The organism is Gillisia sp. Hel1_33_143, from assembly GCF_900104765.1.
Lineage (GTDB): Bacteria > Bacteroidota > Bacteroidia > Flavobacteriales > Flavobacteriaceae > Gillisia.
Genome location: NZ_LT629737.1, coordinates 898392 through 917990 on the forward strand (window position 1 = coordinate 898392; position 19599 = coordinate 917990).

A 19599-nucleotide genomic window follows, 5' to 3' on the forward strand; every position below is an offset into this window, starting at 1 on the left:
CCGACTATTGAGTTTAAAACAGCTCATATCTCATTGTAAAAAAGAGGATATAAAAGCTCAGGAACAGCTTTATAGGCTTTATGCCGATAAATTGTTTTCTGTTTGCTTAAAGTATTCTAATAGCTATCAACAAGCAGAAGACAATCTGCAAGATGGTTTCATGACGATATTTGAAAAAATTGCTCAATATCAAGATAAGGGATCTTTTGAAGGTTGGATGAAAAGGATCATGATCAATACCACATTGCAGAAATATAGAAAGCAAGGTGTTTTTGAGATCATAAATGAAGAGAGTTTAAGTGAAGTAGCACTTGAGATTGATGAGGATGAATTTTCTGTTGATTTTCTATTGAAGATCATTCAGGAATTACCAGACAGGTATAGGCAGGTTTTTAACCTATACGCATTAGATGGATTTTCTCATAAAGAAATTTCAGAAATGCTACAAATAAGTACTGGAACTTCTAAATCCAATTTAGCGAGAGCACGGCAAATATTAAAAGAGAAAGTGGAGGCCTATCAAATTAAAACGGCAGCCTATTCATCATAAGTAATGGAAGAAAGAAAACATATAGACAGATTGTATCAGGAGAAATTTAAAGATTTCGAGGCTAGTCCACGCGATGCAGTATGGAAGAATATTTCTTCAAAATTACAAGAAAAGCAGTTCAAAAAAAGAAGTATGCCTATTTGGTACAGAATGGCAGGTATTGCTGCTCTATTTGCATTATTCTTTAGTTATACCGCCGGATTTTTTAAATCTAATTCAAACGCTACATCTCAGGTTTTCTCTAAAGTAGATGATAATAATTCTATCAATGTCTCCCTAGCATCAGAAGAATATACTCAGAAAATGATTAGTTCTACTTCTACCTTGCAGGCTTTGATCATGCAAACCAAACTAAGGGACCTTCAGCAAGCAGCACTAGAGAATGAAATAGAAGTAAATAAGGGAGCGAAGAATAAGGCAAATTTTACGCATATTATTAAAGCCGATGAAATTAAAGATATAAGCACAGGAAAGAGCTACGCATTTAATGATTTTGAGGAGAATCCATCCAAGATCACTTTATATAATGTTAGCCCAAAGTCTTCTAATAAAATATCCTCTTCAGAATTAAAGAAATTATCTAAAATAGCATCAGATAAAGATCTAGATCTAATTTCGGAAGAAGATGAGAATAGCAATGATCTTGGCACTATGAAGAGGTTGAGCGTATCTACGGTTGCTGCCCCAATATATTATGACAATTTTGGTAGTGCTAATACTATAGACGAGCAATTTGCCAGCAATAGTGGTAGTGGGGAAATAACAATGTCTTACGGAATAAATTTCGCTTATAATATTTCTGAAAAAATTAAGCTTAGATCTGGTATTAGTAAGGTTGGAATGAGCTACAATATTAAAGATATAGCATTTACAGCCGCTGTGAATCCTTTAGCTCTTAGTGGAATAAATTATAAAGGAGATATTCCAAATTATAAAATTGAAAATAGAAGTGTTAGACCTTTTAGTAATATAAGCGCCTCTACAAATTTTGAAAAAGCAAGTCTTGCAGCTCCATCTTCAGGATATATCAATCAAAAAATAGGGTTTATAGAAGTTCCTTTAGAAGTTGAATATGTAATTATTGATAAGAAAATAGGGTTTAATATTATAGGTGGAGCAAGTACTTTGTTCTTAGATGAAAATTCTATTTCCTTAAAAACTACAGATTTCTCTACTCCCCTTGGAGAATCAAATCAGCTTAATAATATAAGTTTTAGTACCAACATTGGGCTGGGTGTAGATTATGAGATCTCTAATCAATTTCAGCTTAGTGTAGAACCTATGTTTAAATATCAAATTAATACCTACAACACCAGTAATGTGAACCCTTACTACTTTGGGGTTTATTCCGGATTTAGCTTTAAATTCTAATTACACTTATAACGAAGGATTTTCGAGTTCATTCAAAATTGTTTGAAAAGCCTGATCCTTTAATTCTCTTTTATCAGATTGAGATTTTCCAGCAACGGATATCACAGGATCTATCTTAACTCTCATTTTTCCAGGACTTCCAGATAAGAACGTATACGAGAACCTCTTTTTGTTATCATGAAAAGTGATGGGAACTAAAGCCAATTGATGATCTATTGCCAATCTAAAGGCCCCATCTTTAAAAGGAGTAAGTACCTTAGATTTATCATTAGGCACTCCCCCTTCAGGAAAAATGCAGATTGAATTTCCTTGATTGATCCTTCTTTGCGCAGATTCAAAAACCTGCATTCTACTTTTTTGACTATTTCTATCTACCAAAATACAAGTTCTTTGATAAAAATATCCAAATAACGGGATCTTCGCTAATTCCACTTTTCCTACAAATACAAATGGATGATCTATAACTGCAAGCATCAACATAATATCTATAATAGAAGTATGATTCGCAATGAACATATAACTTTTATCATCTTTAAGACTAGAAATATCTTTTACTTTGGGATAAAAGCCCATACCATATAGTATAGCTTTAGCCCATATTCTGGCACATACAAAGAACTGTGGGTAAAATTTTTCTGAGGAAGTAAAGACAATAAGAAAAGGCAACATTATTATTATTGGCAGCGCCATTAATATATAAAACCAAATTCGCCAGATAGCGGTAACTACAGTTCTTAGTGGGTTCATAGATATCAAAAATAATAAAATGAATTAAGGGTATTCAACAAAAGAATTACCTTTGTAAAAAATTAAAATAACGCATGTCTAGAATACTTACCGGAGTTCAAAGTACAGGTACTCCACACTTAGGAAATTTACTTGGAGCCATTATTCCAGCAATAGAAATGGCAAACCATCCAGATAATGATTCATTTTTATTTATAGCAAATCTACATTCTTTAACTCAGATAAAGGATGCAGAAGTATTAAAAGAAAATACGTATTCTACAGCGGCTACTTGGCTGGCTTTTGGGCTAGATATAGAAAAGACCGTTTTTTATAGACAAAGCGATATACCTCAGGTTACCGAGCTTTCTTGGTATTTAAGCTGCTTCTTTCCTTACCAACGCTTAACCTTAGCACATTCATTTAAGGATAAAGCAGATAGGCTGGAAGATGTAAATTCTGGTTTATTTACCTATCCAATGCTAATGGCTGCAGATATTTTAATCTATGATGCTGAGATAGTACCTGTAGGAAAAGATCAATTACAACATATAGAGATGACGCGTGATGTGGCTTCTCGCTTTCATGCTCAAATGGGGGAAACTTTCGTAATTCCCGAAGGAAAAGTGGAAGAAGAAACCAAATATATTCCGGGAACCGATGGGCTAAAGATGAGCAAATCTAAAGGGAACCTTATTAATCTATTCTTAACAGACAAGCAATTGCGCAAGCAAGTAATGTCTATAGAAACAGATAGTACGCCTTTAGAGGAACCTAAAGATCCAAACACATGTAACGTCTTTGCTATTTATAAATTATTAGGTTCTCCAGAAGAAGTTGCAACCATGAAAGATCATTATACTAATGGTGGTTTTGGTTACGGACATGCAAAACAAGCGCTATTTGAACTAATTGTAAAGAAGTATGCAAAACAGAGAGAGCTTTACAATTACTATATGAGTCATCCTGAAGAGATAGATGCCGCGTTAGAAAAAGGAGCAGAAAAGGCAACTAAAATAGCTAATGAAGTGTTATCTAGAGTTAGAACCAAACTAGGCTATTAGATTGCTTCGAATAATTTTCCCGGGAGTGGTCTAACCACTCCTTTTAATTCCATATCTAATAAGATCCCGGCTGCTTTATAGGTCGGGATTTTGCATTCTAAGGCAATAACATCTAGTTGTTGCTTTCCTTTATTTAGGTATTCATAAATGAGTTGTTCATCAAGCTCTAACTCCACAAATAATTGCTTTTGAACAGATCTTTTATCATCATTTAATTTCCAGTTCAACATATAGATAAGATCTGCGGCTGAAGTTAAGAGGTGTGCATTTTGAGATTTTATAAGATTATTACACCCCCTACTCTGGGTATCTGTTGCTCTTCCCGGTACCGCAAAAACTTCCCTATTGTAAGAATTGGCTATATCTGCAGTAACCAAAGACCCTCCTTTTTCTGCACTTTCAATTACAATTGTAGCTTCACTTAATCCTGCAATGATCCTGTTTCGCTTTAAAAAATTATTCCTATCAAATCTCTGGGAGCTCCAAAAATCTGTAAAAAATCCACCATTCTCTTCCATTGGAGCCATATATCTGCCATGCACCTTTGGATAGATCTGGTTGAGCCCATGAGCTAAACAACCAATTGTTTGCAAATTATGCTTTAAAGCAGTTTTATGTGCAACTATATCTACCCCATAAGCAAATCCGGAAACAATTACGGGATCTAAAGGTGCCAATTCTGCAACCAACTCTTCACAAAAAGATTGTCCGTGTGCTGTGATCATTCTGGTTCCAACTATGCTGATAATACGTTTAGCTCTAAGATCTATTTTACCTCGAGAAAAAAGCAGAATTGGACCATCAACACAATGTTTCAATTTTTCCGGATATGCAGGTTCCTTATAATGATACACCTTAACATTGTTTTTCTCAATAAACCTTAACTCTTCTTCAGCTAACTTTAAATAATTAGAATTGTGCAATTCTTTAATTCTAATAGCACCAATCCCTTCTATCTTCATCAAAGAATCCTTTTTAGAGGCTAGAACAGCTTCTGCGGACCCTAAGTGTCTAATAAGTTTTTTAGCGGTAGTATCTCCTAAATTCGGAATACTTTGTAGAGCAAGTGTGGCTAAGAGTTCATTTTGATTAATAGACATAAAAGAATTGGCTTCGTGATAATTAGTATTAAAATTGATTCTTACGCATTACAATCGGTAGTAGAGAAGGTGTGTAGAAATTCCATTCATTAAAGATTTATAGCAAGGTATCAGCAATTGATTTCCAGAAACTTAAACCTATTATTTCAATTAAAAATACTGAAAAAAACATTTGTTAATAAGATATCTTTGGCTAATTTTATCATAACGCTTAAAATTATACTTTTGTAGAGATGAATATAGCTACCTACATTTCCGACCTTTTATACCGATATGAATGTGTTATACTTCCAGGTTTTGGAGCGTTTTTAACTCAAAAGAAATCGGCACACTTTAATGAAGATGCTCAAGCATTTTTTCCTCCTAAAAAGCTGATCTCTTTTAATGCACAGTTAAAAAAGAATGATGGCCTATTAGCAAACTATCTTGCGGAAACCAAAGATATTAGCTATCCGGCTGCAGTATATAAGTTAGAAGAATTTGTTCTTCAATTAAATCATGATCTAGAAAAGAAAAGAAAGATATCATTAGATAATCTAGGCGGCTTCACACTTTCTCAAGATGATATTCTTCAGTTCGAACCATTAAAAGAAACAAACTATTTAACCGAAGCTTTTGGTTTAAGTGATGTTTCTGCAAGATCTGTACAAAGAGAGGTTTACAAAAAACAGGTTCAGGAATTAGAAGAAAAAGCTCCTATCTTATTTACGCCAGAGAGAAGATCCAACAGATCTTATTTAAAATATGCAGCTATTGCAGTTTTTGCGCTAGGCCTAAGTGGGTTTGCAGGATTGAACTATTACAGCAATCAGGTAACAGAACATAATGTTGCAGAGCAACAAGTAGCAGAATCTCAACTGCAACACCAAATACAAGAAGCAACGTTCATAATAGACAATCCTCTTCCGGAGATCACCTTTAAAGTTACCAAACAAAGTGGAAATTATCACATTGTTGCTGGGGCTTATCGAGTAGAAGAAAATGCACTTCAAAAAGTTGAAGAACTTAAAAAGGATGGGTTTACTGCCAGATATATTGGGGAGAACAGATATGGTCTTCACCAAGTAGTCTATGGCAGTTACCAGACCAGAGGTGAGGCTATGCAAATGTTAAGACAGGCAAAAAGCAGTAATGATGGTGCTTGGATGCTTATTCAAGAACTTTAATACTCTGTTAACTTGTAATCAGGCATAATGCCTTGTACCTTTGCCAAAAATTGGCGAAATGCAAGCAAAATTTCCTAAAGACTCAAGAACCATTCTTACAGACTTGGTATTACCAAGCGAAACCAATCCATTAAACAATCTTTTTGGAGGCGAGTTACTTGCCCGAATGGATAGAGCTGCAAGTATAGCTGCTAGAAGACATAGCCGCCGTATAGTGGTAACCGCATCTGTTAATCATGTTGCATTTAATAAAGCTATTCCTTTAGGTAGTGTTGTTACTGTAGAGGCCGCAGTATCTAGAGCCTTTAAAAGCTCTATGGAGATCTTTATAGATGTGTGGGTAGAAGATAGAGAAAGTGGAAGAAAAACTATTGCAAACGAAGCTATATACACTTTTGTAGCGGTAGATGAAACGGGAGCGCCTGTGCATGTTCCTCCACTAGAGCCAGAAACTGAAATTGAAAAACAACGTTTTGACGCTGCGCTAAGAAGAAAACAATTGAGTTTAGTTTTAGCCGGAAAAATGAAACCCGCAGATGCTACAGAATTAAAAGCACTCTTTTTAGAGGAGAAATAATTTCTTATTCTTTAAAAATCTCTAAGCTTGAACGTTTAAAGTGGTACTAAGCACAATTGATAAAATATTCAATAAAGAAAAGCCTCTCACGAGGCTTTTCTTTATTACTTACATTCTTAAGATCCAATCTGAGGGATCTAATTTTTCCATGTTCTTATACAAAAGAAAGTATAATGTAGTTTTTCCCGTACTGCTATTAGTTGCTATCTCACCAATATCCTGTCCTAAACTAATAACATCTCCACGTTTTACGTAAATATTAGAAAGATTATTATAAATGGTTAGGTAATCTCCGTGTCTCACCATAACTGCTTTATTAGCACCTTTAACCACTTGCACTTCACTTACAGTTCCTCCAAATACAGCTTTTGCATTGCTACCCTTACCTGTTTCAATATGAACTCCATTACTGTTTATTGTAACACTTTTTACAATAGGGTGAGGCTGAGTTCCAAATCTGGTTGTAACTACGCCAGATTTAACTGGCCATGGCAATCTTCCTTTATTACTGGCAAAATTCGCAGCCAGCGCTTTTGCTTCTGGCGTTAATTTATAGGTATCTCTTTCTGTAGAACCGCTTTCTTTATTGCTTTTTGCAATAGAGGCACGAATTATATCATCTATTTGTTTATCTATAGCATTAATCTCCTGTTGCTTCTTTTTGATCTGAGAGGCGAACTGTCCTTCTTTCTGGCGAATGCTTTTAATTAGCACTTGTTGAGATTGCCTATTCTTCTCTAACTGCGCTTTGGTTTGCCTATTTTCTACAATCAACTTATCCTTATTCTTTTTTTGTGCGATAAGATTGGTATTTAAACCTTGTAACTCTTCTGTTTTACTCTTTATCTCGTCTCCCTGCTTCTTTCTATAGTTTGCATATTGCTTCATATACTGAAGACGTTTATATGCCTGTAAGAAGCTCTGAGAAGATAATAAGAACATGATCCTGCTTTGCTGCGACTTACTTTTATAAGATTTAGCGATCATATTGCCGTAATCTTCTTTTAAGCTCTCTAATTCTTTTCTTAACTGCTGAATTCTATTGGTATTGGTATTGATATCTCGCGTTAACAAATTCGCTTGCTGGTTGGTAACTTTGATCAAATTTTCTGTAGTTCTAATTTGACGCACCAAATCTTCTACCTCTGTAAGTACAGATTTTTCTTTTTTCTTATTGGAATTTCTAAGATCACTAATACGCTGAATTTCCTGTCTTAGTTCAATTCTTCGCTGCTCCAGACTTTCTTTTGTCTGTGCCTCTGCAGATAGACTTGCTATAAATAAAAGAAGTACTATTGCTATTTTATGTAGTTTCGAGAACTTCATTATTCTATCTCAATTTCATCATATCCGGATGGAATGTCAAACGGAAAACTTAGATCTTCATTCAGGGTAACACTTTTTAAAGAAATTTCTATCTGTGTTCCCTTACCAGAATCATTAGCTATGATTTTTATCTCTTCCGGAAAATATTGATTGTTCACCTTTTGGTATGCAGGATAAGTTACGGTTACATTTCTATTCTCCCTTTCCTGTGCTAATTGTTGTGCAATGGCTTTAAATGTTTTAGCATCTAGCAAGAACATCTTTTTAACAGCTTCAAGTTCATTCGCAGGCACCAATTCATAACCACGAGTAGACTCTGTTAATTTATACTTATCTTCTCTCAGGTCATAAATAGTTTGTCCCAATAATAAATTCTGAAGCTTTTCAAAATCTAATGGCGTTCCTAACCATTTGCTTACAAGTGTATAATCGCCATCAAAATACGTTTTGCTGATCTTTTCGTAGTAACTAACTCTGTCTTTAGTAATAAGGGCTTTTGCTAAAGGAATTCCCAAAATTTGAGCACTAATCCAAATAGCACTGTCCTTCTGCATTCTAAAACTTACACCCACAGATTGAGACTTCTCCTCATCTGTATACCTCAATTTTAACCTACTGCTCATAGTCTTAAACTCGGGTGCAGTATTATAATGAGCGGCAATAACTTTGGATGCAGCTTTATCTTCAATTTTAGAAACTTTATTCTTGGTACCACAAGAAATAAGTATCAAACAAATACTAAGTAGGGTAAATGATTTCTTATACATTTAATTAATCGTTTTTTTAAATTTCAAGGCTTGTTGGTGATATTCATTAGCTTTAACTTCATCTCCTAATCCTTTATGAGCAATAGCAAGTTGTTCATAAAAATCACTACTCATTATTTGATCTTCTAATAAATAATCTAGACCAAATGTAAGTATTTCTTTGGCTTGCTTATAAGCTTGTAGCTTATTTAAGCTAGTGCCATTTATTAAATATAAAAAAGGCTGCGCAGGAAATATTTCTAATCCATTATTGCTTAATGCAGCTGCTTCTTTAAAGTTATTTAGATCTAATTGAAGCAGCAAGGTATTTTTCAATAAATCAAAATTATCTATACCACTAGCCAATCCCCTTTCATAGAAGCTCAGTGCGAGTTCCTTATCATTTTTCATTAGATAATATGCTCCCAGTTTTTGATAAATAAGTGGATCTCCCTCGGTTTCAGCAAATAGATCTGCTACTTCTTTTACTTTATTCTCATATTGAGGATTATCTTTAACGAACAACACAAAATCATTAAGCACTCTAAATTTAGCATCAGCAGCAATTTCTTCAGAACCTAAAACGATCTTCATAGAGTTAAAGGCTGCACCAAAATCTTGAGATTCTAAGTAAAATTTATAAAGCGCAAGATGTACCACTTTAGAATTTGGGAATATTTGTTGCATTTGCGCTGCGGTTTCAAAAGCCTCCTTCGTCATTCCCTGAGTACTATAAACAAAAATAAGGTTCAAATAACTGGTCTCATTTTCAGGATTTAGCTCAATAGATTCTTTAAGCGTCTGGATCTCTCCAGAGGTATTTTTAGTGGCCTTATAGATCTCTTGCCTCATGGCATATCTAAATTCGCTTACCCCTAACTCTGCATCTAGTTTATCCAATAAGCTCAATAATTTATCATATTGCTCACTTTCAAAATACAATGAAGATAGATCCTGATAATATTTATCATCAAAAGCTATTAAACTTTTAGCAATTAGAATGGCCGGCTTAAAGTCTTTGTGAAGCCTATAGCTATCTAATAATTCTACAAGAATATCTTGTTTATTCGGTTTTAATCTGTTTGCTTGCTGCAGACTAGCTATAGCATTTTCATATTTCTTTTGAAATTTATAATTCTTACCCATTTCAAAAAAAACAACAGCATTATCTGGTTGTAATTTTCTACAAATTTCGAGCTCTAAAAGCGCTTTATCATAATTCTCAATAGCTTTTTGTTTTAAGGCCTCAAAGAAATGTTCCTGAAATTCATCAGAAACATTTCCCAGATCATCTTGCAAAACTTCCTGCTGAGATTGGTTCTTTTCCTGAGCAATTATTACAGGAGAAAAAAAACCAATGCTAAGTAGCGATATGTATATGTAAGATTTAATGATCATTAAAAGCACTTAGATTAAAAACTTCGGTAATCATTTAATATGAAACTTATTCTAATACTGAATAATCTCCAATGCTAATTTGAGTAAAATTACCATCAAACTTGGCAAAGCTACCTATCATAGCATTGTCTAGCTTGGCATTTTTAACTTCAGAAAAATTCTGGATCAAACTATTTTTTATAGTAGCATCGGTAATTTTACAACCGTCACCAATGGATACATTTGGTCCAATTTTGGCGTTTATCAATTCTACATTTTCACCAATAAAACAAGGTTCTGTAATTTCAGAATTAGTGATCTTTACAGAATCTGAGATCAATTTCTCACCATCTTGATGAAGAAAATTTAGCATTCTACCATTAGTTTCTACGGTTACATTCTTATTTCCGCAGTCCATCCATTCATCAACTTTCCCGGGAACAAAGATGTTTCCTTTTTGTTTCATAGCTTCAATACCATCATTGATCTGATATTCTCCACCACGAATTATGTTCTGATCTAAAACATTTTGCAACTCGCCTTTTAGCACCGCTACATCTTTAAAATAGTATATCCCGATAACTGCAAGATCTGAAACAAAATCTGAAGGTTTTTCTACAAGATCTGTGATATGGTTCTTATCATTCAATTTCACCACCCCATATGCACTTGGATTCTCCACTTGTTTCACCCAAATAACGCTATCTGCATCTTTATCTAAAGTGAAATCGGCTTTAAAAAGCGTATCGGCATAAGCAATAACAGCAGGTCCTTCTAAAGATTCTTTAGCACACATAATAGCATGGCCGGTTCCAAGAGGTTTATCCTGATAATAGATGCTAACCTTAGCACCTAAGGACTCTCCTATTTTCTTAAGATCTGTTTCTACCTGTTCTCCAAAATCTTTTCCAATAATAAAAGCCACTTCATCTATCTTTTCATCTAGAACCTTTGCAATATCTTCTACCAATCTATGTACAATTGGTTTCCCTGCTATAGGAATTAAAGGTTTTGGTACAGTTAACGTATGTGGTCTAAGCCGTGATCCACGACCTGCCATAGGTACAATTATTTTCATATCGATATTTTAATTTTTCCCGATTAGCCGGGCACTTTTATTTATATTATTTTCTTCCAGTACTTCCAAATCCGTCGTCACCACGTTTTGTTTCATCTAAAGAGTCCACCTTTTCCCAGGTAATACGCTCATGTTTTGCAATTACAAATTGCGCTACTCGTTCTCCATCTTCAATTATAAAGTCTTCGTTAGAAAGATTGACTAGAATTACGCCAATTTCTCCTCTATAGTCTGCATCAATCGTACCAGGAGAGTTTAAAACTGTGATTCCGTGTTTAGCAGCAAGACCGCTACGAGGTCTTACTTGCGCTTCACATCCATGGGGTAATTCCATATACAATCCCGTTTTTACGATAACACGTTCTAAAGGTTTTAACGTAATAGCTTCAGAAATATTGGCTCTTATATCCATACCAGCCGAAGCTTCCGTTTCATAATTAGGAAGTTTGTGCTTAGATTTATTTATGATCTTTACCTTCATCTTTTTAAAATTTGTTTTAAATCTTTTCTTTCTACAGCTACTATAATTAGCAGGAACAAAGTTACAAAAGCTGTGCCTGCCAGATAGTTTTCTCTAAAATATAAAAATGATATTGCTGAAATTCCTATAGATATTAATAAATAGAATCCTATTTTCTTAAGATCGTATGGTACTGGGTAAAATCTTCTCCCCAAGAAATATGATATAAGCATCATAGATCCATAAGCAGCCAATGTTGCCCAGGCAGCTGCAATAAAACCAATTACTGGAATTAATACGAAGTTGAGAACTATAGTGATAATGGCTCCAAAAATGGAAATATACATTCCCATTCGTGTTTTATCTGTAAGCTTATACCACACCGAAAGATTATGATAAATTCCTAAGAATAGGTTCGCTAACAAAATAATAGGTACAATAGAAATGGTGATCCAGTAATCTTCATTTCTAATAAGAAGTTCTTTAAAAATATCTATAAATGAAATAAGGGATACCATAATTAGACACCCAAAGATCACGAAATAAGTTAATATCTGTGCGTAAGTTTTTTTGGCATTAGCTTGTTGTGCATGATTGAAAAAGAAGGGTTCTGCTCCCATTTTAAAGGCCTGAACAAAAATGGTCATGAAAACTGCCAGTTTATAACAACCTGCATAAGCACCCATTACAGATTCCGACAACATATCTTTTAATAACAACTTATCTAGATTCTCATTAATTACAAATGCGATACCAGCTACCATAACAGGCCAACCGTATCTCCACATTTGTTTGAAAAGCAGTACGCTAAAATCTATTTTAGACCTAAAGAAATTAGGTAACAATATTAAAAATGTAACTGCACTGGCGGCAAGATTCGCAATGAAGATATATTTTACCTTGTCTGCATTTTTATAATTATCTAAAATTATCTGAGGGGTGAGCGAGGGAAATTCTTTTACGAACCAAAGAAAATAGAAGTTCAGTAAGACCACAATAACAATATTTATGATCTTGATAGCTGCAAACTTAATAGGTCTATTAGAAGCTCTTAAATAGGCAAATGGAACTACCACAAGCGTATCCATTACGAGTATTCCAAAAAGTATATAAAAATAATCTACCGGCAGATCTACAAGAGCAATAAAGAAATCCTGAAAGATCAAAACACCTATCAGAAATAATACGGTAGAACCTGTTAAGGCAATAAATGCCGTAGAAAATACCGTATCCTTCTCTTTACTGTTACTAAAGAACCTAAAAAAAGAAGTTTCCATACCGTACGTAAGCAACACATTAAAAAAAGCTGCCCATACATAGAAGGTAGTATTATCTGAATAGCTACTGGTGGAAAGTGTTGCAGTGTGAAGACCAACAAGAATAAAGTTCATTAATCTAGGTAGCACCGTGGCAAAGCCATAAATAATAGTATCCTGAAAGAATCGCTTTAAAGTACCCAAGATTGGTTTTGTTAGAAGGTCTAAATTTATTCAAATAAGGCAAGATTACAAACACAATACTTTCTAAGGTTTGTAATCTTGCCTTTAAAAATTCTTAGATGCTAGTTATACGTACTTCTTAAGAACGTTCTGAAATACCATCAATTTTATAGTGTTTCAATTTACCATCTTGAGTAAATTCTATAACAGCTTCATCCTTTTTAAGCTTAAAAGGAATTTTTTCCACTTTAATTGGTGCTTTATTTCCGTACTCGTCTTTTGGGTCTGAACTCATCTGAATATCCTCTTTCATTGAAATGAATTGAGCATAATGCATTCCAGAATGTTGAGGATGAATTGCTAGAGAAGCTTTTCTTCCTCTAAAATATACGCTGTCTAAGCTAATATTGCTTTTCTGAATTGTCTTTATAGGAATATAAAGATCAAATCCTGCCGGAGTTTGTTCTATATAGGCATTTCCCATGTTTACAGGTGCTGTATCCTGAAGATTTTTATTGCCTGCGCAATTTGTAAAAAGTGTAGTTATAATAACAGCAGTAAAAACTAAGTAGAGGTATTTCATAATAATAAGTATTAAGGTTCTGTATGTTTAAAACAAAATGCTTGCCAAAGAAAAACCCTCGGTAAGTACCGAGGGTTTGAATATATATTATATCTATCATTAAGAATAATTGAAAGTCGCCTTCCTCTCATCAAAAAAACAAAATAAATTGAAAACACTTCTCGACTCCGCTCGAAGTGACAATTGTTATTCTTAGTTATTCAAAGCTTCAGCTCCACCAACAATTTCCAAGATCTCATTGGTAATTGCAGCCTGACGTGCTTTGTTATAAGATAATTTTAATGAATCTCTCAATTCAGTAGCATTATCTGTAGCCTTATGCATAGCTGTCATACGCGCACCATGTTCAGAAGCTAATGAGTCACTCATTGCTTTGAAGATTTGCATTTTCAAAGATTTAGGTATCAAATCCTTAACGATCTCTAATTTTGAAGGTTCAAAAATGTAATCTAAAGTAACATTAGAATCTCTCTCAAATTTCTCGATAGGCAAAAATTGCTCTGTCATGATGTTTTGAGTGGCAGCATTTACAAATTGATTATAAACCAATTCTACTTTATCATATTTACCATCCAAGAAACCTTGCATAATAGCTTCTGCAATTACAGAAACATTTTCAAAATCTAGATTATCGTAGATAGCGTTATTGTTTTCCGAAACCGAATAATTCTTACGCAATACATCATTGGCCTTTTTACCAATGGTAAGAAGCTGTACATTCTTATCGCTGTATTTTGCAGCGATCACATTTCTTACACCTTTAACAATATTAGTATTAAAAGCTCCCGCCAAACCACGATTAGAAGATATGGCAACAATCAAAACATTGTTTACCTCTCTTTCTTCCGAAAATTTACTACTGGTATCGTCATCTAAGGTTGCACTTAAACTTTGAAGTAATTCAGTTAATTTCTCTGAATACGGACGCATTGCAGTAATAGCATCCTGGGCTCTGCTCAATTTTGCAGCCGATACCATTTTCATGGCGCTCGTGATCTGCATCGTTGATGATACCGATGTAATTCTGCTACGTAAGTCTTTTAAGTTTGCCATTTTATTTAGTATTGAGTATCGAGTATTTAGCGTTTAACCTAAATACTCGATACCTCCAATTTATTTAAAGATTAAATACGAACTTAAGCTAACAACTACTCAAAGCTCAATACTCAATACTATTTTTTATACTTTGCAGTAAGTTCACTTGCCACAGCCGTTAAAGTATCTGTTACTTCATCGGTTAGTTTTCCTGCTTTTAGAGTATCTAATACATCACGGTGTTTCACGTTAAGGAATTCTAGATAATCTCTTTCAAATTCTTTAATCTTATCTACAGGAACATTTCTTACAAGATTCTTAGATCCAGCATAGATAATAGCAATTTGCTCTTCTACCGGATATGGATCGTTCTCTGCTTGCTTTAAGATCTCTACGTTACGCTTACCTCTTTCAATTACATTTAAAGTTGCAGCATCCAGGTCTGATCCAAATTTAGCAAAAGCTTCCAATTCACGGTATTGTGCTTGGTCTAACTTAAGCGTACCAGCTACTTTTTTCATAGCCTTGATCTGAGCGTTACCCCCTACACGAGATACAGAAATACCCACGTCTATTGCAGGACGTACTCCAGAGTTAAATAGATCTGAAGTTAAGAAGATCTGACCATCTGTAATAGAAATTACGTTGGTAGGAATATATGCAGAAACGTCACCAGCCTGAGTTTCGATAATTGGTAATGCAGTTAAAGAACCACCACCTTTTACCAAATGCTTAATTGAATCTGGAAGATCATTCATTTCTGAAGCGATCTTATCGTTATTAATAACTTTAGCTGCACGCTCTAATAATCTTGAGTGTAAGAAGAAAACATCCCCAGGATACGCCTCACGTCCCGGTGGACGACGTAGCAATAAGGATACTTCACGGTATGCTACCGCTTGCTTAGAAAGATCATCATACACAATAAGTGCAGGACGACCAGTATCTCTAAAATACTCACCAATTGCAGCACCTGCAAATGGTGCGTATACCTGCATAGGTGCAGGATCTGAAGCATTAGCAGCAACAATGGTAGTATAAGCCATTGCACCTTTTTCTTCTAATTTCTGTGCAATTCCTGCAACAGTAGAAGCTTTTTGTCCAATAGCAACATATATACAGTGCACCGGTTTCCCAGCATCGTAAAATTCTTTTTGATTAAGAATGGTATCGATACAAACCGCAGTTTTACCTGTTTGACGGTCACCAATCACCAATTCTCTCTGTCCTCTTCCTACCGGTACCATAGCATCAATTGCTTTAATACCTGTTTGCATAGGCTCTGTAACCGGCTCACGGTAAATTACTCCCGGAGCTTTACGGTCTAATGGCATTTCGTAAGTTTCTCCTTCAATTGGACCTTTTCCATCAATTGGGCTACCTAAAGTGTCTAAAACTCTTCCGGTAATTCCCTCACCAACCTTAATAGATGCAATTCTCTGAGTTCTTTTTGCAACAGATCCTTCTTTAATTGCTTTAGAAGGTCCTAAAAGTACTACCCCTACGTTGTCTTCTTCAAGGTTAAGAACGATTCCTTCTAAACCACCTTCAAATTCAACTAATTCTCCGTATTGAGCATTACTTAAACCATAAATACGGGCAATCCCATCTCCTACGGTAAGCACTGTACCCACCTCATCTAAAGAAGCTTTTGCTTCAAAACCTGAGAGTTGTTTTTTTAATATTGCTGAAACTTCAGCAGGATTTACTTCGGCCATAATTATTTAGAATAAAATTGGAACGCCTAATGCGCGCCTGTTTTAATTAAATTTTTGATATAAATGTACTGTTCTTTAATTCTCTTTCTAAATTACTAAGAGAATTAGCAACACTTGCATTGTATTGAAGATCTTCAATTCTAAGAATGAAACCTCCAATTATATTTGGATCTACAATATTATTAATAGTAGCACCACCTCCAGTAAGCTCTGTAATTTTTGTTAAAATCTTAGCTTCAAGTTCAGCATTTAAAGGAACTGCAGTAGTTACTTTAGCTACCTGAACATGATTCATCTCATTATACAATGAGATATAGGTCTGTGCTACTTCTTTTAAAATATTGATCCTTTTGTTCTCTATAAGCACATCAAAGGCTCCTAGAGTTACTTGATTAACATCTTTAAAAATCTCTTTAAGAACATTCTTCTTAAGATTAGATTTTAATACCGGGCTTGTAAGCACATCATGAAGATCATTGCTACCAATAATTGTTTTTGAAATGGATTCCATATCAGAATTCACCACTTCAGCAACATTTTGGTCTTTAGCCAAATCTAGTATTGCTTTTGCATAACGTTGTGCAGCTCTGGTTCCTTTCATGTTATTATTTTAAGGTAACGTCTTGTAACATTTCTTCAACAAGTCTTTGTTGCTTGTCTGAAGTTGCTAATTCATGACGTAACATTTTTTCTGCTATTTCAATAGATAATGCTGCTACCTGATTTTTGATATCTGCCATGGCAGATTTCTTTTCTGTTTGAATGATAGCTTGCGCCTGAGCAACTATTTGATTTGCTTTTTCCTGAGCTTCTGTAGCTGCTTCAGCAATAACCTTTTCTTTTAATTCACGAGCTTCTTTAAGAATTGCATCTCTTTCTGCGCGCGCTTCTTTTAAAAGTTTTTCATTATCGGCATGCAAATTTTGCATCTCTTTTCTAGCATCTTCAGCAGAAGAAAGAGCATCATTAATAGAGTCTTCTCTTTTCTTAATAGCGCCTAAGATCGGATTCCAGGCAAATTTTGCCATTAAAAAGATCAGTACTAAAAAGACGATGGTTTGCCAGAAAAACAAGCCAATTTCAGGAGTTATTAAATCCATAATTACTTATATAAAAAAATTAAAACATCATTTTTAAAAACTCATTCGCAACCAACCGTTACGAATGAGCTTTTGGAAATTAATTACCTTAATACACCTAATAAAGATGCAACTACCCCAAAAAGGGCAACACCTTCTACAAGTGCAGCAGCAATAATCATAGCTGTTTGGATTTTTCCGGCAGCTTCTGGCTGGCGTGCAATAGCATCCATTGCAGCTCCACCGATTTTACCAACTCCAAATCCGGCTCCAAGAACCGCTAAACCAGCTCCTAAAGCTGAAAGACCTACATACAATAATTCCATAGTAAATAAATATTAAAAAATTAACAATTAATGATGTTCATGTTCCTCAACCGCCATTCCTATAAATAGGGCAGACAGCATTGTAAAAATAAACGCTTGAAGGAATGCTACTAACAATTCCAGTACTGTTATAAATAATGCAAAAGGAACCGATACCCCGGCAACTCCTGCGCTCTCTAAAATAAATATAAGTGCCAATAAACTTAATACTACGATATGTCCTGCTGTAATGTTAGCAAACAAACGTATCATTAACGCAATTGGTTTAATAAAGAATCCCATCACCTCTACTACCGCCAGAATAGGCTTAACGAAAGTTGGTATTCCCGGCATCCAAAAAATATGCTTCCAGTAATCTTTGTTACCATTAATTAAAATAAGCACTAGTGTAAAAACACCTAAAGATACTGTTACTGCGATATTCCCTGTTACGTTGGCAGCACCTGGTAATAGCCCTAATAGGTTAGTGATCCAAATGAAGAAGAATACCGTTAATAAGAAAGGCATGAACTTCATATATTTCTTTTCACCAATATTTGGTCTTGCAATTTCATCTCTTACGAATAACACTAATGTTTCCAATAAGTTATTAAATCCTCTTGGAGCATGAGCGTTCTTCTTGTGGTGCTTAGAAAGACTTAAGAAGAAAACAAGCATTAATATTACTGTTAAGAACATAGCCGCTACGTTCTTCGTAATAGAAAAATCTAATGGCTGGGTTCCATTTACAACATGATGCTCTGCATCAAACTCTGCTTCTGTAGCCCCTTGGTTTAATTGATAGATGTTTTCATGGTAATTCACAAAGCTCATCCCGTCTTTCTCCACAATGTGGTGTCCTTCCGTATCGTGATGAAACTCACTAGACATAAAAGAAACTAATCCATTGTCTGTGTATAAAATTACCGGAAGTGGAAGAACTGCAGCGCTCTCACCTTCCCCAAAGAAATGCCATCCATGAGAATCACCAATGTGATGCATGATCATATCTGTGGCATTAAATTTTTCTTTACCCTCATGTTCTTCGCTCTGATCCTTCGAAAATGAAAGAAAAGGAATAGAAGTTAACAAAAGTGTCACTATAATCTTAAAAGATTTCTGTGCTGTCATAGTCCAGTTTAACTTAATAATTGCAGGCTCAAAATTCCGTGCAAAGGTATACTTTTAATTTTTATCTAAAAGTCCCGGTGTGAATTTTTTATCACTTTCCGCATTTTTATGGATTTTATTGACACACAATTAGTTATTTCGAATTGATTAACCTTACTGCTTGTATAGTTTCAAAAATCAAATAAAAAAAATACGGAATAAAAAATGCGAAAATGTTTTCTATATCATCTTCTAGTCTTGCTAAAATCATTGGTAGTAAAAACAGTACAGCTGCCAGCATCTTCAGAAGACTGGCTCCCATAAAGGCAAATCCAGTGTTCTCACTAAAATTATGATGTATCCACAACAAAATCAAATAAATAATGAGCGTAGACAACACCATGAATGTATAGATAGCAGGTACTCCGTAATAAAATTCTGTAGTTTCAAAAAAGTTTACGGTTATAAAATATTGAGCTACAAAGAGAATTGCGGTTACTAAACTTAATGAAATTAGGAAGCTGCGTAATTGTTGTTTCATGAATTTACTTTAATTGTCTTTACTTATTTGACTCACTTTTCGGATTACCTGATATAGGGCTATAAATACACCTAACAACGAAATACCTATAGTGAAGCCAGAATGCTCGTTTGGAAATTTTTCGTCCAGCCAGATCCCTAAAAAAACCCCTCCGCCTATTATAATACCCATTTGGAATGCAATGTTTACAAATTCCAGATATTTATTTTTGGGTGAGCCCGACTTATTACTATCCATGTTATTAATAA

22 protein-coding genes are annotated in these 19599 nt (G+C 34.6%); 5 read left to right on the forward strand and 17 right to left on the reverse strand.

Features of this window, described 5'->3' with window-relative positions; translation table 11 throughout:
* Positions 1-7 precede the first annotated feature (7 nt).
* Positions 8-550: an RNA polymerase sigma factor gene (locus BLT84_RS03960; protein WP_091263039.1), complete on the forward strand. Its 543-nt coding sequence runs from the start codon at positions 8-10 to the stop codon at positions 548-550.
* Between the two features lie 3 nt (positions 551-553).
* Entirely contained in the window at positions 554-1921 is a 1368-nt protein-coding gene (locus BLT84_RS03965; RefSeq protein ID WP_091263041.1) for a hypothetical protein, read from the forward strand.
* Positions 1922-1927: 6 nt separating this feature from the next.
* Here the strand turns inward: BLT84_RS03965 and BLT84_RS03970 are convergent, their stop codons facing one another.
* Positions 1928-2668 (reverse strand): lysophospholipid acyltransferase family protein, encoded by a 741-nt coding sequence (locus BLT84_RS03970; RefSeq protein ID WP_231929470.1) that lies wholly within the window; start codon positions 2666-2668, stop codon positions 1928-1930.
* Between the two features lie 74 nt (positions 2669-2742).
* Between BLT84_RS03970 and trpS the strand changes: the two genes are divergently transcribed.
* A complete protein-coding gene (gene trpS / locus BLT84_RS03975; RefSeq protein ID WP_091263043.1) occupies positions 2743-3711 on the forward strand; it encodes a tryptophan--tRNA ligase in 969 nt (322 codons plus the stop codon).
* Here the strand turns inward: trpS and dprA are convergent.
* Complete coding sequence (gene dprA, locus BLT84_RS03980; protein WP_091268000.1) at positions 3708-4805, reverse strand: DNA-processing protein DprA; 1098 nt, start codon at positions 4803-4805, stop codon at positions 3708-3710. The genes trpS and dprA overlap by 4 nt on opposite strands.
* 239 nt (positions 4806-5044) lie before the next feature.
* Here dprA and BLT84_RS03985 point away from each other — a divergent pair, with 239 nt between their 5' ends.
* Together BLT84_RS03985 and BLT84_RS03990 are read left to right on the forward strand one after the other, a co-directional pair.
* On the forward strand, positions 5045-5977 hold the full coding sequence (locus BLT84_RS03985) for an SPOR domain-containing protein (RefSeq protein WP_034887259.1): 933 nt from the start codon (positions 5045-5047) through the stop codon (positions 5975-5977).
* A gap of 58 nt (positions 5978-6035) precedes the next feature.
* Positions 6036-6554: an acyl-CoA thioesterase gene (locus BLT84_RS03990; protein ID WP_034887257.1), complete on the forward strand. Its 519-nt coding sequence runs from the start codon at positions 6036-6038 to the stop codon at positions 6552-6554.
* Between the two features lie 108 nt (positions 6555-6662).
* On the opposite strand, the gene BLT84_RS03995 is transcribed toward BLT84_RS03990, so the two are convergent.
* From BLT84_RS03995 to BLT84_RS04065, 15 genes are all read right to left on the reverse strand, one after another.
* Positions 6663-7880, reverse strand: coding sequence for a murein hydrolase activator EnvC family protein (locus BLT84_RS03995; protein WP_034887254.1), 1218 nt, complete (start codon positions 7878-7880; stop codon positions 6663-6665).
* Positions 7880-8647 carry a DUF4292 domain-containing protein gene (locus BLT84_RS04000; protein WP_091263045.1) on the reverse strand — a complete coding sequence of 256 codons (768 nt, stop codon included), beginning with the start codon at positions 8645-8647 and terminating at the stop codon, positions 7880-7882. Before BLT84_RS04000 ends, BLT84_RS03995 begins: the two co-directional genes overlap by 1 nt.
* Positions 8648-10024, reverse strand: coding sequence for a tetratricopeptide repeat protein (locus BLT84_RS04005; RefSeq protein WP_091263046.1), 1377 nt, complete (start codon positions 10022-10024; stop codon positions 8648-8650). It abuts the gene before it with no gap.
* A 46-nt stretch (positions 10025-10070) separates the two neighbouring features.
* Positions 10071-11081, reverse strand: coding sequence for a sugar phosphate nucleotidyltransferase (locus tag BLT84_RS04010; RefSeq protein WP_034887250.1), 1011 nt, complete (start codon positions 11079-11081; stop codon positions 10071-10073).
* Positions 11082-11127: 46 nt separating this feature from the next.
* A complete protein-coding gene (gene dut / locus BLT84_RS04015) occupies positions 11128-11562 on the reverse strand; it encodes a dUTP diphosphatase (protein ID WP_091263048.1) in 435 nt (144 codons plus the stop codon).
* Entirely contained in the window at positions 11559-13001 is a 1443-nt protein-coding gene (locus BLT84_RS04020; RefSeq protein ID WP_091263050.1) for a polysaccharide biosynthesis C-terminal domain-containing protein, read from the reverse strand. Before BLT84_RS04020 ends, dut begins: the two co-directional genes overlap by 4 nt.
* Positions 13002-13119: 118 nt before the next feature.
* A complete protein-coding gene (locus BLT84_RS04025; protein WP_091263051.1) occupies positions 13120-13563 on the reverse strand; it encodes a hypothetical protein in 444 nt (147 codons plus the stop codon).
* A 192-nt stretch (positions 13564-13755) separates the two neighbouring features.
* On the reverse strand, positions 13756-14616 hold the full coding sequence (atpG, locus tag BLT84_RS04030; protein ID WP_091263053.1) for an ATP synthase F1 subunit gamma: 861 nt from the start codon (positions 14614-14616) through the stop codon (positions 13756-13758).
* 119 nt (positions 14617-14735) lie between these two features.
* Positions 14736-16316 (reverse strand): F0F1 ATP synthase subunit alpha, encoded by a 1581-nt coding sequence (atpA, locus tag BLT84_RS04035; RefSeq protein WP_034887240.1) that lies wholly within the window; start codon positions 16314-16316, stop codon positions 14736-14738.
* Between the two features lie 46 nt (positions 16317-16362).
* The gene (gene atpH / locus BLT84_RS04040; RefSeq protein WP_091263055.1) at positions 16363-16917 is read right to left on the reverse strand and encodes an ATP synthase F1 subunit delta; all 555 of its coding nucleotides are present in this window, start codon (positions 16915-16917) and stop codon (positions 16363-16365) included.
* A gap of 4 nt (positions 16918-16921) precedes the next feature.
* Positions 16922-17416 (reverse strand): F0F1 ATP synthase subunit B, encoded by a 495-nt coding sequence (locus BLT84_RS04045; protein WP_091263057.1) that lies wholly within the window; start codon positions 17414-17416, stop codon positions 16922-16924.
* 83 nt (positions 17417-17499) lie between these two features.
* Entirely contained in the window at positions 17500-17721 is a 222-nt protein-coding gene (gene atpE, locus BLT84_RS04050) for an ATP synthase F0 subunit C (protein WP_034887234.1), read from the reverse strand.
* Between the two features lie 27 nt (positions 17722-17748).
* Positions 17749-18831: a F0F1 ATP synthase subunit A gene (atpB, locus tag BLT84_RS04055; RefSeq protein WP_034887232.1), complete on the reverse strand. Its 1083-nt coding sequence runs from the start codon at positions 18829-18831 to the stop codon at positions 17749-17751.
* 133 nt (positions 18832-18964) lie between these two features.
* The gene (locus BLT84_RS04060) at positions 18965-19351 is read right to left on the reverse strand and encodes a hypothetical protein (protein WP_034887229.1); all 387 of its coding nucleotides are present in this window, start codon (positions 19349-19351) and stop codon (positions 18965-18967) included.
* A gap of 9 nt (positions 19352-19360) precedes the next feature.
* The gene (locus BLT84_RS04065) at positions 19361-19588 is read right to left on the reverse strand and encodes an AtpZ/AtpI family protein (protein ID WP_091263059.1); all 228 of its coding nucleotides are present in this window, start codon (positions 19586-19588) and stop codon (positions 19361-19363) included.
* Positions 19589-19599: the final 11 nt, after the last annotated feature.

Bases quoted from the DNA above. Each gene is read 5' to 3' on its own strand.
- trpS (WP_091263043.1), top strand. From the start codon at position 2,743: ATGTCTAGAATACTTACCGGAGTTCAAAGTACAGGTACTCCACACTTA.
- BLT84_RS03970 (WP_231929470.1), bottom strand. From the start codon at position 2,668: ATGAACCCACTAAGAACTGTAGTTACCGCTATCTGGCGAATTTGGTTT.
- atpH (WP_091263055.1), bottom strand. From the start codon at position 16,917: ATGAAAGGAACCAGAGCTGCACAACGTTATGCAAAAGCAATACTAGAT.
- BLT84_RS03985 (WP_034887259.1), top strand. From the start codon at position 5,045: ATGAATATAGCTACCTACATTTCCGACCTTTTATACCGATATGAATGT.
- atpE (WP_034887234.1), bottom strand. From the start codon at position 17,721: ATGGAATTATTGTATGTAGGTCTTTCAGCTTTAGGAGCTGGTTTAGCG.
- BLT84_RS03990 (WP_034887257.1), top strand. From the start codon at position 6,036: ATGCAAGCAAAATTTCCTAAAGACTCAAGAACCATTCTTACAGACTTG.
- atpB (WP_034887232.1), bottom strand. From the start codon at position 18,831: ATGACAGCACAGAAATCTTTTAAGATTATAGTGACACTTTTGTTAACT.
- BLT84_RS03995 (WP_034887254.1), bottom strand. From the start codon at position 7,880: ATGAAGTTCTCGAAACTACATAAAATAGCAATAGTACTTCTTTTATTT.
- atpG (WP_091263053.1), bottom strand. From the start codon at position 14,616: ATGGCAAACTTAAAAGACTTACGTAGCAGAATTACATCGGTATCATCA.
- BLT84_RS03965 (WP_091263041.1), top strand. From the start codon at position 554: ATGGAAGAAAGAAAACATATAGACAGATTGTATCAGGAGAAATTTAAA.
- dut (WP_091263048.1), bottom strand. From the start codon at position 11,562: ATGAAGGTAAAGATCATAAATAAATCTAAGCACAAACTTCCTAATTAT.
- BLT84_RS04045 (WP_091263057.1), bottom strand. From the start codon at position 17,416: ATGGATTTAATAACTCCTGAAATTGGCTTGTTTTTCTGGCAAACCATC.
- BLT84_RS04060 (WP_034887229.1), bottom strand. From the start codon at position 19,351: ATGAAACAACAATTACGCAGCTTCCTAATTTCATTAAGTTTAGTAACC.
- BLT84_RS04010 (WP_034887250.1), bottom strand. From the start codon at position 11,081: ATGAAAATAATTGTACCTATGGCAGGTCGTGGATCACGGCTTAGACCA.
- BLT84_RS04000 (WP_091263045.1), bottom strand. From the start codon at position 8,647: ATGTATAAGAAATCATTTACCCTACTTAGTATTTGTTTGATACTTATT.
- BLT84_RS04005 (WP_091263046.1), bottom strand. From the start codon at position 10,024: ATGATCATTAAATCTTACATATACATATCGCTACTTAGCATTGGTTTT.
- atpA (WP_034887240.1), bottom strand. From the start codon at position 16,316: ATGGCCGAAGTAAATCCTGCTGAAGTTTCAGCAATATTAAAAAAACAA.
- BLT84_RS04065 (WP_091263059.1), bottom strand. From the start codon at position 19,588: ATGGATAGTAATAAGTCGGGCTCACCCAAAAATAAATATCTGGAATTT.
- BLT84_RS04025 (WP_091263051.1), bottom strand. From the start codon at position 13,563: ATGAAATACCTCTACTTAGTTTTTACTGCTGTTATTATAACTACACTT.